The organism is Spongiactinospora gelatinilytica (assembly GCF_003236385.1).
GTDB lineage: Bacteria > Actinomycetota > Actinomycetes > Streptosporangiales > Streptosporangiaceae > Spongiactinospora > Spongiactinospora gelatinilytica.
On record NZ_POUA01000171.1, the window covers coordinates 1 to 15,064 of the forward strand.

General features: G+C 71.2%; 14 protein-coding genes and 2 pseudogenes. 3 read left to right on the forward strand and 13 right to left on the reverse strand.

The window, feature by feature from the left end:
* From C1I98_RS21185 to C1I98_RS21215, 7 genes are all read right to left on the reverse strand, one after another.
* The coding region (locus C1I98_RS21185) for a hydantoinase/oxoprolinase family protein (RefSeq protein ID WP_111169173.1) at positions 1 to 1,545 on the reverse strand (1,545 nt) is incomplete at its 3' end.
* A 132-nt stretch (positions 1,546 to 1,677) separates the two neighbouring features.
* Positions 1,678 to 2,343, reverse strand: coding sequence for a TetR/AcrR family transcriptional regulator (locus tag C1I98_RS21190; RefSeq protein ID WP_111169174.1), 666 nt, complete (start codon positions 2,341 to 2,343; stop codon positions 1,678 to 1,680).
* Positions 2,344 to 2,428: 85 nt separating this feature from the next.
* Complete coding sequence (locus tag C1I98_RS21195) at positions 2,429 to 3,643, reverse strand: acetyl-CoA C-acetyltransferase (protein WP_111169175.1); 1,215 nt, start codon at positions 3,641 to 3,643, stop codon at positions 2,429 to 2,431.
* Positions 3,640 to 4,368, reverse strand: coding sequence for an ABC transporter ATP-binding protein (locus tag C1I98_RS21200; protein ID WP_233508044.1), 729 nt, complete (start codon positions 4,366 to 4,368; stop codon positions 3,640 to 3,642). The genes C1I98_RS21195 and C1I98_RS21200 overlap by 4 nt, the downstream gene beginning before the upstream one ends.
* Positions 4,365 to 6,212 (reverse strand): dipeptide/oligopeptide/nickel ABC transporter permease/ATP-binding protein, encoded by a 1,848-nt coding sequence (locus C1I98_RS21205; protein ID WP_111169177.1) that lies wholly within the window; start codon positions 6,210 to 6,212, stop codon positions 4,365 to 4,367. The genes C1I98_RS21200 and C1I98_RS21205 overlap by 4 nt, the downstream gene beginning before the upstream one ends.
* The gene (locus C1I98_RS21210) at positions 6,209 to 7,141 is read right to left on the reverse strand and encodes an ABC transporter permease (RefSeq protein WP_111169178.1); all 933 of its coding nucleotides are present in this window, start codon (positions 7,139 to 7,141) and stop codon (positions 6,209 to 6,211) included. The genes C1I98_RS21205 and C1I98_RS21210 overlap by 4 nt, the downstream gene beginning before the upstream one ends.
* 5 nt (positions 7,142 to 7,146) lie before the next feature.
* Positions 7,147 to 8,649 (reverse strand): ABC transporter substrate-binding protein, encoded by a 1,503-nt coding sequence (locus C1I98_RS21215; RefSeq protein WP_111169179.1) that lies wholly within the window; start codon positions 8,647 to 8,649, stop codon positions 7,147 to 7,149.
* Between the two features lie 410 nt (positions 8,650 to 9,059).
* On the opposite strand from C1I98_RS21215, the gene C1I98_RS41580 reads away from it, so the two are divergent.
* Complete coding sequence (locus tag C1I98_RS41580) at positions 9,060 to 9,608, forward strand: hypothetical protein (protein WP_158558129.1); 549 nt, start codon at positions 9,060 to 9,062, stop codon at positions 9,606 to 9,608.
* On the opposite strand, the gene C1I98_RS45715 is transcribed toward C1I98_RS41580, so the two are convergent.
* The 5 genes and pseudogenes from C1I98_RS45715 to C1I98_RS21235 all read right to left on the reverse strand — a co-directional run bounded on the left by C1I98_RS45715 (position 9,569) and on the right by C1I98_RS21235 (position 13,313).
* Positions 9,569 to 9,796 (reverse strand): hypothetical protein, encoded by a 228-nt coding sequence (locus tag C1I98_RS45715; protein ID WP_158558130.1) that lies wholly within the window; start codon positions 9,794 to 9,796, stop codon positions 9,569 to 9,571. The two genes, C1I98_RS41580 and C1I98_RS45715, sit on opposite strands and share 40 nt — an antisense overlap.
* Positions 9,790 to 9,978, reverse strand: a pseudogene (locus C1I98_RS41590) (transposase); the annotation flags it as partial. The gene C1I98_RS45715 and the pseudogene C1I98_RS41590, both read right to left, overlap by 7 nt.
* A gap of 250 nt (positions 9,979 to 10,228) precedes the next feature.
* The gene (locus C1I98_RS21225; protein WP_111169180.1) at positions 10,229 to 10,858 is read right to left on the reverse strand and encodes a DUF2637 domain-containing protein; all 630 of its coding nucleotides are present in this window, start codon (positions 10,856 to 10,858) and stop codon (positions 10,229 to 10,231) included.
* A 589-nt stretch (positions 10,859 to 11,447) separates the two neighbouring features.
* Positions 11,448 to 12,710 (reverse strand): amidohydrolase family protein, encoded by a 1,263-nt coding sequence (locus C1I98_RS21230; protein WP_111169181.1) that lies wholly within the window; start codon positions 12,708 to 12,710, stop codon positions 11,448 to 11,450.
* Between the two features lie 129 nt (positions 12,711 to 12,839).
* Complete coding sequence (locus C1I98_RS21235) at positions 12,840 to 13,313, reverse strand: MarR family winged helix-turn-helix transcriptional regulator (RefSeq protein ID WP_111169182.1); 474 nt, start codon at positions 13,311 to 13,313, stop codon at positions 12,840 to 12,842.
* 454 nt (positions 13,314 to 13,767) lie between these two features.
* On the opposite strand from C1I98_RS21235, the gene C1I98_RS21245 reads away from it, so the two are divergent.
* Both C1I98_RS21245 and C1I98_RS45720 read left to right on the forward strand, forming a co-directional pair.
* Positions 13,768 to 14,121 carry an acyl-CoA-like ligand-binding transcription factor gene (locus C1I98_RS21245; protein WP_199537094.1) on the forward strand — a complete coding sequence of 118 codons (354 nt, stop codon included), beginning with the start codon at positions 13,768 to 13,770 and terminating at the stop codon, positions 14,119 to 14,121.
* 182 nt (positions 14,122 to 14,303) lie between these two features.
* Positions 14,304 to 14,525, forward strand: coding sequence for a DUF4240 domain-containing protein (locus C1I98_RS45720; protein ID WP_111169183.1), 222 nt, complete (start codon positions 14,304 to 14,306; stop codon positions 14,523 to 14,525).
* A gap of 252 nt (positions 14,526 to 14,777) precedes the next feature.
* Here the strand turns inward: C1I98_RS45720 and C1I98_RS21255 are convergent.
* A pseudogene (locus C1I98_RS21255) lies at positions 14,778 to 15,064 on the reverse strand (hypothetical protein); the annotation flags it as partial.

Consider the following 15,064-nt stretch of genomic DNA (forward strand, 5'->3'; position numbering starts at 1 on the left):
GTCGACGGGCAGGGGGGCGGGGTCGCTGAGTTCGGCGGAGACGGTGACGCCGCTGGCGGCCAGGCCGTACGCGGAGAACACGCCGGCGGTCGGGCCGAGCGGGACGACGAGCTGTTCGGCGCCGAGTTCGGCGGCGTAGGCGAAGCTGTGCATGGGGCCGGCGCCGCCGAAGGCGTAGACGACGAAGTCGCGCGGGTCGTGCCCGGTCTCGACGACGACCTTGCGGGCCAGGTCGCCCGTCTGGCCGTTCTGGACGGCGACCACCGCGGCCGCCGCGCCTTCGGCGTCCAGGCCAAGCGGCACGCCGACCCGTTCGAGCAGCGCCTTGGCGGCCAGGTCGGTGGACAGGCGATGGGTGCCGCCGAGGAAGTAGGCGGGGTTGAGTATGCCGCAGACGAGGTCGGCGTCGGTGACGGTGGGATCGGTGCCGCCCTGGCCGTAGCAGGCGGGGCCCGGCCTGGCCCCGGCGCTGCCCGGCCCGACCCGCAGATTGCCGCCCGCGTCGACGGCGGCGATCGCGCCGCCGCCGGACCCGATCGCGTGCACGCGCAGGGCCGGGGTGTTGACGGGGTGCTGGTTGAGCACCGTCCCCGCGCTGGCGACGGGGACACCGTCGACGATCATCCCGACCAGGAAGGTGGTGCCGCCGACGTCGGTGGAGACGACGTGGGGATGGCCGAGCAGCCGGGCCAGCCTGGCCGCGCCGACCACCCCGCCGGTCAGCACCGAGCCGACGGTCGTGATGGCGACCTCCGGGGCGCGTCTGGCCGCCACCGTGCCGCCGGAGCCCTGCATGACCAGCAGCGGGCCGGTGAGGCCGCGGTCGCGCAGCCTGCCTTCGAGCGGGTCCAGATAGGCGCGCAGGGCGGGCCCGACCTGGGCGTTCATGATGGTCGTCGCGGCGCGGGCGAACTCCCTGATCCGCGGGGTCAGCTCGCTGGAGAGCGTGACGTAGAGACCGGGCGCGACCTCGTGGGCCAGTTCCCTGATCCGCCGCTCGTGCGCCGGGTTCCTGAACGACCAGAGCAGGCTCACCGCGAGCGCGGTCACCCCTTCGGCGACGAGGTGGCGCAGGTGCTCGCGGACCTCCCGCTCGTCCATCGGCACGACGACCGAGCCGTCCCTGTCCACGCGCTCGGTGACCTCGAGGCGGAGCGAGCGGGGGACCAGCGGCGCGGGCTTGCGGGTGTCGAGCGTGTCCTGGGCCTCATGCGGGGACAGCCCGAGGTAGCGGCCTTCCACGTTCATGATGGCGATGGAGTCGCCGTGCCCCTTGGTGGTCAGGAAGCCCACCTTCGCCACCTGGCCGGTGACCAGCGCGTTGAGCGCCACGGTGGTGCCGTGGGCCACGTGGCCGGTCTCCGCGAGCAGGCCCTCCACGGTCAGGCCCGCCTGGGCGGCGAGCACCTCGAGCGCGTTGTCGAAGCCCTGCTCGAAGTCGGGCGGTGTGGACGGGGTCTTCGCCGTGTGCAGCGTCCCGGCCGGGCCGACCGCCACGGCGTCGGTGAACGTTCCGCCGATGTCCAGGCCGATCACGAATGTCACGCCCGCCTGCCTTCCTGCCGGGTGGCCGCCAATCAGATGTCTGACACGAAGGAAAACTATTCAAAGGATACGTCAAAGTCAATGGCGCGATAGAGGCCGCCACCCGTAGATGACGGCCTCATTGAACAGGGCTCAGGAAGCCGATCCGCCCGCGCTGACCAGCCGCTCCAGGTGGGTGAGGTCTTCACGCAGCAGCGCGACCGCCCCCTCGACGCCGCTCGCGGGCATCCGGTCCGCGCCGCGGACCAGACCACGCGAGGCCATCTCGTACATCTCGCGGGCGATCTCCTCGGGCGTGCTCGGCCCGTCAGGCTTGTACCACCAGGCGATCCAGTTGATCATGCCGATCACCGAGAACGCCGCGATCCGCTCGTCGACCGGCCGGAACTCCCCGGACCGCACCCCATCGGCGATGATCTTCGTGAGTTCGTCGAGGATGCGGCCCTTACTGGTGTGATGCTCCTGGAGGATCTCCGCGGGCAGTTCGGCCTCGTTACGCTCCAGCAGCCGGAACCGCAGCGGGCTCTCCGCGATGCGGGCCACGGTCGTGGACACCACCACCCTGAGCTTCTCCGCGGCGCCGATGTCGGTCCGCTCGCGCAGCCTGCGCAGCTCCTGCGAACCGCTGCCCGTGACACCCCTGACCAGCTCCTGCAGCAGCGCCTCCTTGCTGTTGAAGTAGTAGTAGAGCGCCGGCCTGGTCATCCCCATCGCCTCGGCGATGTCGCGCAGGCTGGTGCCGGCGAAACCCCGCTCGGCGAACAGCACGGCGGCTTTCTCCAGCACCGTGTTGCTCATGAGTTCCTTGCGCGAGCTCGTGCTGGCCAACAGACGGACCCCTTCCGCTCGATCGACGGCTCCGTCCAATACTTTACGGCAGGGGTTACAACCGTTCCACGATCGCCGCCATACCCTGGCCGCCGCCGACGCACATCGTCACCAGGCCGACCGTGCCGCCGGAGTCCCGCAGGCCGTGCAGCAGGGTGCCGATCAGCCGCGCGCCGGTCATCCCCGGCGGGTGACCCATCGCGATGGCCCCGCCGTGGACGTTCAGCCGGTCGGGGGGCACGCCGAGGTCGTCCGCGCATGGGATGGCCTGCGCGGCGAACGCCTCGTTCAGCTCCACCATATCCACGTCGCCGACGGACATCTCGGCCCGGCGCAGCGCCTGCCGCGCGGCCTCCACCGGGCCGAGCCCCATGACCTCCGGGCTGAGCGCGGACAGCCCGGTGGCCACCACGCGGCCGAGCGGCGGCACGCCCAGCTCGCGGGCGCGGCGGTCGCTCATCATGACCAGGGCGGCGGCGCCGTCGTTGACCGGGCAGGCGTTGCCCGCGGTGATCCGGCCCGCGGGATGCAGCACGGGCTTGAGCGCGGCCAGCCTCTCCAGGGTCACGCCGGTGCGCGGGCCGTCGTCGCGGTCGGCGACGCCGCCGCCGGGCAGCGGGACCGGGGTGATCTCCGCGGCCCAGAATCCGGCCTCGGCGGCCTCCGCGGCCCGGAGCTGCGAGCGCAGCGCGAACGCGTCCATGGCCTCGCGGGTGACTCCGCGCAGGCGGGCCACGTACTCGGCGGTCTGGATCATCGTCAGGTAGGCGTCCGGCCGTTCGCCGAGCGCGCGGGGGTCGGTCCAGGCGAAGTCGCCGCGTTCCGCGTGGCCCGCCGTACGGCGCGCCGCGCCGGCGTAGAGCGGGTTCGGGTCGCCGGAGCTCTCGGCACTGCCGTATCGGTGGCGGCTGGCCGCCTCGACGCCCGCGACGACGAAGGCGTCGCCCTCGCCCGCGCGGATCGCGTGGGCGGCCATCCGGGCCGCCTGCAGGCTGGAGGCGCAGTGCCTGGTCACCGTGGTGCCGGGCAGGGTGTCGAGGCCCAGCAGCAGGGCGACCATGCGGGCCAGGTTCCAGCCCTGCTCGCCGCCGGGGCTGCCGCACCCGAGCAGCAGGTCGTCGAGCTCGGCCGGATCCAGCTCGGGCACCTTGGTCAGGGCCGCCGAGACGGCTGCCGCGGCCAGGTCGTCGGCCCGCACGTCGCGCAGGCAGCCCTTGCCCGCCTTGCCGATGGGGGTGCGGGCGCTCGCGACGATGACCGGTTCGTTCATGGTGACTCCTCGTTGAGCGCGTCGAGCAGTGCGCGGGTGTGCGGGTGGCTCGGGGCGCGCAGCACGTCGGCGCACGGCCCCTGCTCCACGCACTCGCCGCGGTGCATCACCGCGACCTTGTCGCACAGGTACCGCACGACGGGCAGGTCGTGGGCGATGACCAGGTAGCCGATGCCGAGGTCGGCGCGCAGGTCGCGGAGCAGGTTGAGGATGAGCGCCTGGACGGAGACGTCCAGCGCGGAGGTGACCTCGTCGAGGATCAGCAGCTTCGGCTTGGCCGCCAGCGCCCTGGCGATGGCGACGCGCTGGAGCTGGCCGCCGGACAGCTCGTGCGGGTAGCGGCGGAGCAGGCCGTCGGCGAGGCCGACGCGTTCCAGGGAGGGGCGCTCCGGCGATCCGCTCTGCCTGGCCGCCTCGGTCAGCGTGGCCGCCACGGTCATCCGCGGGTTCAGTGATCCGTGCGGGTCCTGGAAGACCAGCTGAACGCCGGGGTCGGGGACGCGCCGCAGGCCGGGGGCCCGCAGCCGCCTCCCGTCGCGGGTGATCTCCCCCGCGGCCAGCGGCACCATGCCCACCACGGATCTGGCGAGGGTGGACTTGCCCGAACCCGACTCGCCCACCACTCCGACGGCGGCGCCGTCGGGCAGGTCCAGGTCCACGTCCGACACGACGCGCGGGCCGGCACCGTACCTGATCGTCACGCCCCGCAGCCGCAGCCCGTTCACGCCTCCACCGCCCAGCATGCCGTGCGCCGGGCGCCGGGGTGCGCGCGCAGCGGCGGGCGTTCCTTGGCACAGCGGTCCTCGGCCCTGGCGCAGCGTGGGACGAACGCGCAGCCCTCCTGCCGCTCGCCCGGCCGGGGCGGCTGCCCGTCGAGGGCTGGAAGCGGCCGGTCGAGCGGGGTCGTCATGGTCAGCGTGCTGCCGACCAGCGCCTGGGTGTAGGGGTGCAGCGGACGCGCGATCACCTCGCGGGTGGGTCCCTCCTCCACGACGCGGCCCGCGTACATCACGACCACCCTGTCGCACAGCCCCCGCACGACCGACAGATCGTGCGAGACGAGCACGATCGCGGTGCCGCTCGCGGCGTTGGCCTCGCGGAACAGGTTGAGGACGGCGCGCCGCAGCGTGTTGTCCAGGGCGGTGGTGGGCTCGTCGGCGAGGAGCAGGCCCGCCCGGCCGGCCAGCGCCATCGCGATCGTCGCCCGCTGGCGCTGCCCGCCGGACAGCTCGTGCGGGTACTGCCGCAGCCGCCGCTCCGGCTCGGGCACGCGCACCTGCCGGAGCCCCGCCAGTGCCAGCTCCCGGGCCTGCGCCCGGTTCATCCCCTGATGCGTCCTCGGCACCTCGGTGAGCTGGGTCTCCAGCCTGAGCGAGGGATTGAGGCAGGCGGCGGGGTTCTGGAAGACCAGCGCGAGGCGGGTACCGAGCAGCCGCCTGATCCGCTCTCCCGGGCCGGCCCGCAGGTCGTGCCCGTCGAGCGTCAGCGCGTCCGCCAAGGACTCCACAGGGTACGGCAGCAGCCGCGCCACCGCGAGCATGGTCATCGACTTGCCCGACCCCGACTCCCCGACCAGGCCGACGATGTCGCCCCGGCCGACCCGCAGATCGACGCCGGACACGATGGCAGGGGCTTCCGGTCCCGCCCCCGCGGTGACGGTCAGCCCCTTGACGTCGAGCAGCGCGTCGCTCTCCGTACGGGTCCCTGCGGCCGGGGCCGGGTGCCGCGCGGCCCGCCGCGCCGTCCAGACCGATGGATTGGCGACGCGGGCCATCGCCTCCCCCGCCAGCCCGAACGCCAGCCCCGCGAGCGCGATCATGACGGCCGGGGCGAGCGCGGCCAGCGGCGTGACGTACATGTCCATGACGCCCTGGGACAGCATGCCGCCCCAGTCGAAGGCCGGAGGTTGCACGCCGACGCCGAGGAAGCTCAGCGAGGAGACCACGACCAGAGCGGCGCCGGCGACGACCGACAGGCTCACGGCGAGGCTGTCGGCGATGTTGGGCAGGACATACCGGACGAGGATCCTCGGCCGACCCACCCCCAGCCCCCAGGCGGCGGCCACGAAGTCGCGGGCGAGGACCGCGGTCGCCAGCGTGACCACGATGCGGGCCACGGCGGGGGTGCCGGCCACGCCGACCGCCACCGCCGCGCTCGCCGTACCCTCGGGCAGGATCAGGGTGACGATGATCGCGACGAGGATGGCGGGGAAGGCCAGCACCGCGTCGAGCACCCGCAGCCCCACCTCCCTGGCCCGGCGGCTCAGCACCGCCACGAGACCGCCGAGCAGCAGCCCGGCCAGCGCGGCCACGGCGGCGGCCAGTAGGCCGAGCCCCAGCGAGGTACGGGTGGCGACCAGTGTGCGGACAAGCACGTCGCGGCCCAGCCGGTCGGTCCCCAGCCAGTGCTCGGCGCTCGGCCCCAGCACGGCCGTGGCCGGGTTCAGCGCGGTCGCCATGTCGCCCCACAGGATCGGCGCGACGACGGCGACGACCGCGAGCAGGGTCAGAACGGCCAGGGCGACCGGCCCGGCCGAGGTGGAGCGGAAGGCCCGCAGCGCGGCGGTCATGAGGACACCGTCCTGGTCCGCGGGTCGAGCAGCCGCAACGCCCCGTCGACACAACTGTTGACCACGACGATGGACGCGCCCAGCAGCATGATCACGACCTGCACCACCGGGTAGTCCCTGGCCATCACCGACTGCACGAGCTGGGAGCCGAGGCCGGGCAGGGCGAAGACGTTCTCGATCACCACGGCGCCGCCGAGCAGCCCGGCGAAGATCAGGCCACCGACGGTCAGCGCCGAGGTCAGCGCGTTGGGCAGCACGTGCCTGCCGTACACGATGACGGGGTGCAGGCGTTTGGCGCGGGCCGTGCGGACGTAGTCGTGGGCGAGTACGGCCAGCGTCTCCACCCTGATCACCCGGGCCAGGACGCAGACGGGCGCCAGGCTGACCGCGACGGCCGGTAGCACGAGCCCGGCCGGATCGGCCAGCCCGGCGACGGGCAGCCAGCCGAGCCCCACCGCGAACACCAGCGCCAGCACCGCCCCGGTCACGTACTCGGGGACGGCGCCGACGAGCGAGGTGCCCGTCGTGAAGGCGGTTTCGACGCCGGGACGGCGGCCCTCCCGCGTGAGGGCGGCCATGGCGATCCCGAGCGCGACACCGGTCAGCATCGTCAGCGTGATCCCCATGGCCGCGAGCCGCAGTGTCACGCCGAGGCTGCCGCCGATGACGCCGGTGACCGGCTCGCCCGTCCTGAACGAGCGCCCGAAGTCCAGGCGCAGGCCGTCCATGACGTACTCGGCGAACTGCCGGTGCAGGGGAAGGTCCAGGCCGAGCCGGTGCCGTACCGCGGCGACCTGCTCCGGGGTGGCGTTGAGCCCGGCGATCCGCACGGCCGGGTCGCCCGGCACCAGGTGCAGCAGCAGGAAGGAGGCCACCAGCAGGGCGGCGAGCAAAGCGGCCATGGTGCCGAGGCGGCTCAGGATCCTCATGCCCGTCACCGCCGGGCGAGTTCGTGCGGGTCCACCATGGTCCCGCCGCCGGCCAGGCCCGCGGCGAAGCCGTCACGCACGAACCAGTACGGCTTGCTGTGTACCAGCGGGACCACGTCCGCGTTCTCGACGATCGCCCGCTGCGCGTCCCCCCAGTGCCGGCAGCGTTCTTCGCCCAGCGAGGCCTGCGCCTTGGCGACCGACGCCTCGAACGCCTTGTTGCCGATGCTCGCGAAGTTCGCGCCGTCCGGAGGCGCCGCTCCCGTCACGAACATCCCGAGCGCGCCAAGGCTCGGGGCCAGCGGAGTGAACGGGTAGACGGTGACGTCCCAGTCGCCCGAGGTGAACATCACCTCGGCGAAGCTGTTCAGCTCCACGAGCTGGAGCCGGACGGACGCGCCCGCCTTACGCAGCGCCTCCAGCACGTACTCGTACCCGGCGGCGTAGTCGGTCGAGCCGACCAGCTTGAGGTCCACGTCCACGGTGGCCGCCGCCGCGGCGGGCGGTCGCACCACGCGGTGGCAGGGCACCTCCTCGCTCACCACGCTGCCGGCCGGCTCTCCCTCGCCGAAGAACGCCGCCTCGTTGAAGCTCTGCGCGCTCACCGCGACCGCCAGCGCCCTGCGCACCGCGGGGTCGGCTCCCGGCCTGCCCTTCGCCTGGTTGAACACCAGCATGAAGGAGCCGTAGATGAGCTGGCTGACCGGCTTCACCGCCGGGTTCGCCCGTACCCTCGCGAGATCCGGCCCGCCGACCCAGGACACGTCCAGGTCGCCGGCGGCGAGCATGTTCGCCGCCGTGCTGTCGTTCTGGACGACCTTGAAGGTGACCGCGTCCGGGTAGCTTCCCTCGCGCTCCGGCCCCCACGTGTATCCCGGGCGGGCGGTCAGCCGGTAGCTCGCGCCTCTGGTCGAGGCCGCCAGCGTGTACGGCCCGCTGCCCGCGGGGGTCGCCGCCAGCGTGTCCGCGGCCCGCAGCCCCTCCGGGCAGATGATCGAGGCCATCGGCTGGGCCAGGCCCATCAGCAGGTCGCTGTACGGCCGCCCGGTCCGCACCGTGACCGTCCGCGCCGCGTCATCGGCGGTGACCGTGTAGCCGGAGCCGCCGAAGACCAGGCTCGCGTACGGCGCCGCGGTCTCCTTGGCGCCGAGCCGGCGCAGGGAGGCCGCGACCATGGTGGGCGTCAGCTCGGTTCCGCTCGCGCAGCGGGCGCCTCGGCGCAGGGTGAGCCTGACGGTGTCGGGGGTCTGCGTCCACGATTCGGCGAGATACGGGACCACCTTGCCGTCGGCGACCGTGACGAGCCTGTCGTAGAGGGTCGTGACGAGCTGGTAGCCGTACGTGGTGCGGGTCTTGGCGGGATCCAGGGAGTCCCAGTCGGAGTTGAGTCTCACCACCAAGTCCCGGCTGGACTGCATGCCGCCGCCGGGTCCGGCGCAGGCCGTGAGCGCGATCGCCACGGCGAGCAGGATGCCGAGCGGATGGAGAGAACTGCGAGCCATCGTCATGGGCTACCGCCTTTTCTCGACAGATGCGTCAAATAATGCACGCGTACGTCAGAGCGGTCAACGCCCAACACCGGGAACCGCTTCGCCGACGAGCCCGCGACCTCCACCTGCGAGTGAATGCTTCGACCCCCCACTAGCCTCGTCCGCGCAACCGGGTCGAGGGCGGGCGATCTTGACCATACTTCGCTAAACGAAGTATGGCCTTCCGCATGCCCAAAAGATCATCTGTGCCTTCGGGCCACCTCGGCCACCGGCCCCGAGCCCACGAAGACCCGAATGCGATCCACCCTCCGGCGCCGAAGAGGCGGTACACGACCGCAGGCGCCGGACTCGTCGCCGTCCTCCTCGCCGGAACGATCGGCATCGCCCCCGCACACGCCCAGCAGGAGGCGGCCGGGAAGGCGAGCAGCGTGACCCTGATCACCGGCGACCGCGTCGTGGTCGTCGGCAAGGGGTACCGCGTGGAGCCCGGCCCCGGCAGGCAGGTGGGCTTCATGAAGCAGGTGCGCGAGGGCCACCTGTACGTGATTTCGCCCGACGCGCGGCCCCTGATCGCCTCTGGGGTCCTCGACAGGCGGCTGTTCGACGTCACCCGCCTCCTGGAGTGGCGGTACGGCGACGCCGACACCACCGACATCCCCCTGATCACCCAGTCGTCCAAGGGGCTCGCTCCCCCGCACGAAGGCGCCCGGCAGACCCGGCAGCTCAGCGGCCTCGGCATGACCACGCTCCGCGTGCCCAAGGCGGGCGCCGCCCAGACCTGGAAGGACCTGACCGGCGGCGCCCGCGGCGTCGGCCTGGACAGTGCGGACGTGCGCAAGGTCGGCGGTGTGGCGGGCGCGGATCTACGAGGCACGGCACCGGGGGCGATCCGGCTGGAGCGGCACCGGCTGGGCAAGACGGACGCGGTCCGCGAGAGCTACGGAGCGATGGCCCAGATACTCGCCGGCCTGATCTGATCGGGACCGTTGTTCCCCATGGTGGCCTGCCGGACGTGGACGCGGACCCGCCGCAGGAGAGCATCGGCCCGTTCCTCGACCTCAGCGGCGTCCGCGCCGGTGACCACGAACGCCCCCAGCCGATGCCCGTTGGCGCCCGGCTCGTGCACCAGGCCGCCGGCCGCCGCACGCCAACGGGCGCACGGCACGCCCGCTTGGGGACCAGCACCGGCTCAAAGGTGCCGGCCCGATCGCGGGGCACCGCCGGCCGCACCGGCCCGATCCCGATCTGCACCGTCTTGCCGATCCGGCCGTTGCGCGAGTTACCCGTCCCGTGGCCGACCGGATCATGCTTGCCGTAGCCCGGATGACAGGAGATCTCCACCTCCAACCCGCCCTGAGCACGCCCGCCACGCCTCGCCCGCGGCCCCGCTCACGAACACGCTCAAGCACGTTGATGCAGGCGGCCCTCGGCACACGGGAGATCAGCTGAGAAGAGCGGACATGAAGCGCCCGACCCGCTGATCAGTTGGAAGGGCGGTCGCGATACTCCGCACGAATAGCCACTGCTTTCTCGATGTTCGGCCGCCCTCCGCGACGGCCGAACATCGCAACGGCTTCAACAACCGCCAGAACGCTCCCTACCCCAGCTCGCCTCCCAGACCCGCGTTCTTGATCCAGCGCCCCCAGCGAGCACTACGCGAGAACTGCGCCGCGATCACCCTCCCCGACGGCAACGCCCCATCAGGAAGACGATTCTCCTGCGCCCACCGCCACGCGACCCTATGCAGATCCACGACTCCGCGGTCGGCCTGCCCGCCCGCCTCCACCGGAGACGGCCCAGCCTCCCCGTTATCCTCGCCTGGGGCGGCACCCTCTTCGCTGGTGGTCTCCGTCACTTCTTCGCCACCGACCTCCCCGGGCGAGACCCGGCGAATCTGCGCCATCGAAAGCTCGTAACTCCCGATCAACGCCGCAGACGGCCAGGCGGCGATGCCCCGGCCGATCACACTCGGCTCCGCGACCGCGACATTCGCCCCCAGACTGGCCGGACTGCCCACGATCAGCAGGTTCCAGGCCAGCGGTCCACCTCGCGCACCGTACCGGTCGGCCAGGAGGATGGACATGGAGGCGACCACGATGGTGCCGTCCACGGCGAGCGGGATGAGCACCGCCGCAAGATGGTCCTCGCCATGACGCAGGCACAATTCGTGCATGTGCCGGAAGGAGACGACCGCGGCGATACCCGCCAATACCGCAACGCCCCCGATCGTCGTACACTTAGTGAGCCGAGTGCGATTCCGGTCCTGTTCGCCTTAAGCACCGCCTACCGGGTCCATATTCACAATGCCCATGGTCTGCACCGTCGGTTTTCTCATGTGGCAGGAGGAGATGCTCCGCGTCACAGCGGCAGGGCGGATGGTGACGGTGCTCGTTGGCGCACAGGCGGTGGCGGCCGGAGCGGCGGGGTCAGAGCGAGCGGCAACGATCCCGCCGATCAACCCGGTGACGCCCAGCGCACCCAGCGCACCCAGCGCACCCATGGCGGTCAAAGCGCTGCGACGTGAAACGCCAGATCGCGGGGTGGCGGGCGCCTTGGTCGGCGTGCCGGCGCCGGATTCGGGGGAAGGTTCGGCCGGGGCGGAGCCTGGTCGGTCGTGGCCGGGCATGAGTATCCTCCGGGATCGGTCTGTATTGTGCCGGTGAGATTTCTGTGCCGGAATCGGCTTGGCCAGCTGGCCGGTTCGTTCAGCGCGATCATCCGCGTTCCGGGGATGATCGCTGTCTCCTCCGGACGAGGGCGGCCGGGTTTCGGCCGCTATGCCACGAATTGGGACATTTTTGCTCGGTCGGCCTTGGTCAGAGCTTGGCGCGCGTACCGCGGCGCCACACGGCCTGGATGTTCAGGGTGTCGGAGATGGTGGTGGTGGGATCGCCCTGAACCAGGAGCAGGTCGGCGCGCATGCCTTCGGCGATGCGCCCGCGGTCGCGGAGGTCGAACCGGCGGGCGGGCACGGAGGTGGCGGCGGACAGTGCCTCGGTGGGGCTGAGACCGGCCTTCACGAGCATCTGCAGTTCGTGGTGGACGCTCGCACCATGAGCGAGTCCACCGAGGTACGGCACCGCCACGGAGGCGTCGGTGCCGACAAGGAGGTCCACGCCGGCGTCCCGCAGGGCTTTGACCGAGGCCAGGATGTCCGCGAGGTCGCCTTTGGGGTAACGGTTGAAGCTGCTGTTCAGGGTCGCCAGCCATTCCTTGCTCAGCCTGGAGCGCACTCGGGGGTCGGCGGAGAAGGTCTTGCCGGTGATGCCGATCATGGAGGCGTCCAGGACCACGCAGGGCACGACGAATGCGCCGGACTTCGCGATCCGGTCGATGATCTCGGGGGTGTGGGGCTTGTCCATGAACAGGTGCACGAGGCCGTCGATGCCGGCCTTGATCGCCATCCGGGTGGCGTCGATGGTCAGCGTGTGTGCGACGGTCAGCTTGCCGTGGCGGTGGGCTTCGGCGACCCCGGCGTCGAGGGTCGCCTGATTGAGCATCGGTAACCCCGGTTCCCCCAGGACCGTTCCGTCGTCGATCATGAATTTGATGTAGTCGGAGCCGCCCGCGATCAGTTTCGGAACGAAGGCGACCGCCTCTTCCGGCGTGGTGCAGAACGGCATGACAAACTCCGCTCTATCCCCCTGGTCGCCGCCACCAGGGTGACCGTCGCCTGCGCCCTCGCCCTCGGGGAACAACTCCTCGGGATGGCCGCCGGGAGGCGTGATGCCGAACCCCGCTGAACGAACGTCCGCCACGGCGTCGTTGTCGGTGATGTCCGCACGGTGGCCGGCGGTCAATCCTCCCTGCATCTCGAGCTCCGTCGTGACCCCGAATGTCAAGGCGAGTGCCAGAGACTCGATGGAGGTGTGCACATGCGTGTCGAACAGGCCCGGCAGCAGCGTCATGCCGCGCGCGTCGACGGTCTCAGAACACTCCGGGAGCGGCCGCGACGGACCGGCTCCGTGATCGCGTGGGCCGTCGACAGCCAGGATCGTCGCTCCATCGATGACCACGGTCCCCGCGCCAAGGACGCGTTCGCCGTCGAAGATCCGCGCATTCGTGATGGCAGTAGCCATGGGGTCTCCCTTAGGCAAGCCGCGCGGGCGAGTCCCGCGCAGCCATATGCATGATGTAAAGCACATGCATGACCTAAAGCATACATTTTGGAGCTGAGAACACGCTGAGAACGGGGGCGAGGTCGGCTGTCACGGCACGTCGTTCTGGCCTAGGGCACTGGTCGCATCGGCGTACTTGAGCAGCAGGCGTGCGAACTCCAGTCTTTCCCACGCAGGCCAGTCCTTGGTGATGTGCTCGAACGCCTGCCGGTGTTGACTGCGATATCGGTCACGCAGCACGATGCCCTCTCCGGTGAGGCGCACCACGGTCCGTCGCCCGTCATGCTGGGAAGCCGCCCGCTCCAGGTAGCCACGGGAGATCATGTCCGAGACGATCCGGCTGGCGACCGACGCGTCGAAGCCGAGCTGCTCGGCGATACCACCGACCGTCATCTCACCCGCCGCCTCGTCAATGACGTTGATGATCAGGTTCCGGGACAAGTCCTTACGATCGAACTGCTGTTCTTCGGTCTTCACCAGATGCGTGCGCCGCCGAAGCCGTGCGAACGCCACACCGACCGAGTTGAGTAGTTCGTCATCAGCCGACCGAGATCCGTCCACCACGCTCTCAGCCTAGTCCCGATGTACGGACCGTTTCGGTGAGGTTCGCCTGCTGAACACCGCTCGGGCGAGCTCTGCAGGGGAGAGCGGTCCCGAGCTCGCGTCCCGGTGGAAGTCGTAGAAATGTCGCAGGACGCTCTCGCTGTGGCCTCGCGTCGTCGGCGCGTACTTGGGGGCCTGGCCTGGGCTTGCCCGTCACTGGGTTCTGCCGGGCCGGTGTCGCGGCCCGGTCCGAGGACGTCGGCTTGTCGTCGCTTGTCGGCGACCTGGATCCAGGTGGAGAAGTCGCGGGCCTCGGTTCGGGTCGCCTGACCCCACGGCACATCAACGGCCCACAGGAGACTTCTCTGCACTACGCAAGGCGACACGGCGGGAAGTCCTCTTCGCCGGCGACGAGCTCGAGGCGCACCTCGTCGCCCAGGTCGAGGCGGCCGACCCGGGCCTCACCCCGATCGAGGTGCTGCTGGGCGCGCTGGGCACCGCTGAGGAGATCTTCCGCCCGCGCGAGTTCCTGTTGCGCCGGGGCAGAGTGATCGCCGCCAATCCGGCACTGGCCGAGCGCGATCTGATCAAGCTCGCCGACATCGCCGACGCGCCGGCGCCGGCGATAGAGCGCCGCGGCGTCGAGCCCGGCAAGGCACGCTTCATCATCGACGTGGTCCTGGCGATCCACCGGCGCGCCATGCCCCGCTGGCTGGCCGAGCCGGACACCACCCTTTCCCAGCTCATGGCCCAGGCCGTCGCCGAGCTTCGCGAGGCGGTCATGCCGTCGGCTCCGACGACCCGCCGCCGAGGAAAGCCTCTCGACTGAGCCGTCCCGCAAACGATCGCGCGCGGACCGGTCCGACGACAAGGTCGCCGCAGTCCGTGATCTGGAAGCCGGCGGGCAGCGATGGTCGGCGACGGCATCAACGACGCCCCCGCCCTGGCCGCCGTCACACACCGGGGTCGCGATAGGCGGCGTCGGCTCCGACCTGACCCTGCAGAACGCCGATGCCGTCGTCGTCGAAGAAAGTCCTGCCGGCGTTTCGTGACCGGTGGGAGGCCGTCGCGGATCGATTGTTCTCGTGGTCCGCCGGGGATGCCGCTTGTGTGCTGCTCGGATTCGTGAGCGATGACTTCTTCGGTGATGTGCGCGCCTGGATCATCCGTCACGGACGCGCGGCGGTGGATCGGATCCCGGCTGACCCTGGTCGAACTGGCCCACGATGTTGACTCCGTTGGCTCTGGCGAGGCGCTTGGCATGCTCGTCTGGGAGATGTGGGAGCGGCTGACGGGCGACCGTGGCGGCGAGATGCCGCCCAGCGGTGGGCCAGTTCGTGACCTGATCGGAGCCGTATCGATCTGAAGGATGTGGGGTCCCGGTAGCAATGCAGAAATTTCCAACGAAGTAGCTCCTGACCTGGATGCATACGGATCTCTATGGCCAGGGCTTGATCGCGTTCGCGCCGGCGCATGGGGGGGAGGTCAGCCGGGACGGCGGCGCTGGGCGGGATCGGCTTCGGCGGTGATGCGCGCGGAGGTCTCCTCGCCCAGGCGCACGTAGCGGCCGAGGCTGGCCAGGTGCTGGTGGCGGCTCTTGGCCTGCAACTCCAGAGCGGTCCGTCCGGCCTGCGCGAGATGCTGCAGGGCACGTAGTGCTCGCAGGACGGTGTCGTGGGTGTGGTGTGTGCCGGCGGACAGCGAACCCACACCGACGGCAGCAGCCTGAGCACCGCACGCCGACCGTCCCCATGCCACCAACGAGAGGACTG

Excerpts from the sequence above, each read along its gene's own strand:
- C1I98_RS21205 (WP_111169177.1), bottom strand. The coding sequence starts at position 6,212 with ATGACCGCCGCGCTGCGGGCCTTCCGCTCCACCTCGGCCGGGCCGGTC.
- C1I98_RS21215 (WP_111169179.1), bottom strand. The coding sequence starts at position 8,649 with ATGACGATGGCTCGCAGTTCTCTCCATCCGCTCGGCATCCTGCTCGCC.
- C1I98_RS45720 (WP_111169183.1), top strand. The coding sequence starts at position 14,304 with ATGCCGTCGTCGTCGAAGAAAGTCCTGCCGGCGTTTCGTGACCGGTGG.
- C1I98_RS21210 (WP_111169178.1), bottom strand. The coding sequence starts at position 7,141 with ATGAGGATCCTGAGCCGCCTCGGCACCATGGCCGCTTTGCTCGCCGCC.
- C1I98_RS21230 (WP_111169181.1), bottom strand. The coding sequence starts at position 12,710 with ATGGCTACTGCCATCACGAATGCGCGGATCTTCGACGGCGAACGCGTC.
- C1I98_RS21195 (WP_111169175.1), bottom strand. The coding sequence starts at position 3,643 with ATGAACGAACCGGTCATCGTCGCGAGCGCCCGCACCCCCATCGGCAAG.
- C1I98_RS21190 (WP_111169174.1), bottom strand. The coding sequence starts at position 2,343 with ATGAGCAACACGGTGCTGGAGAAAGCCGCCGTGCTGTTCGCCGAGCGG.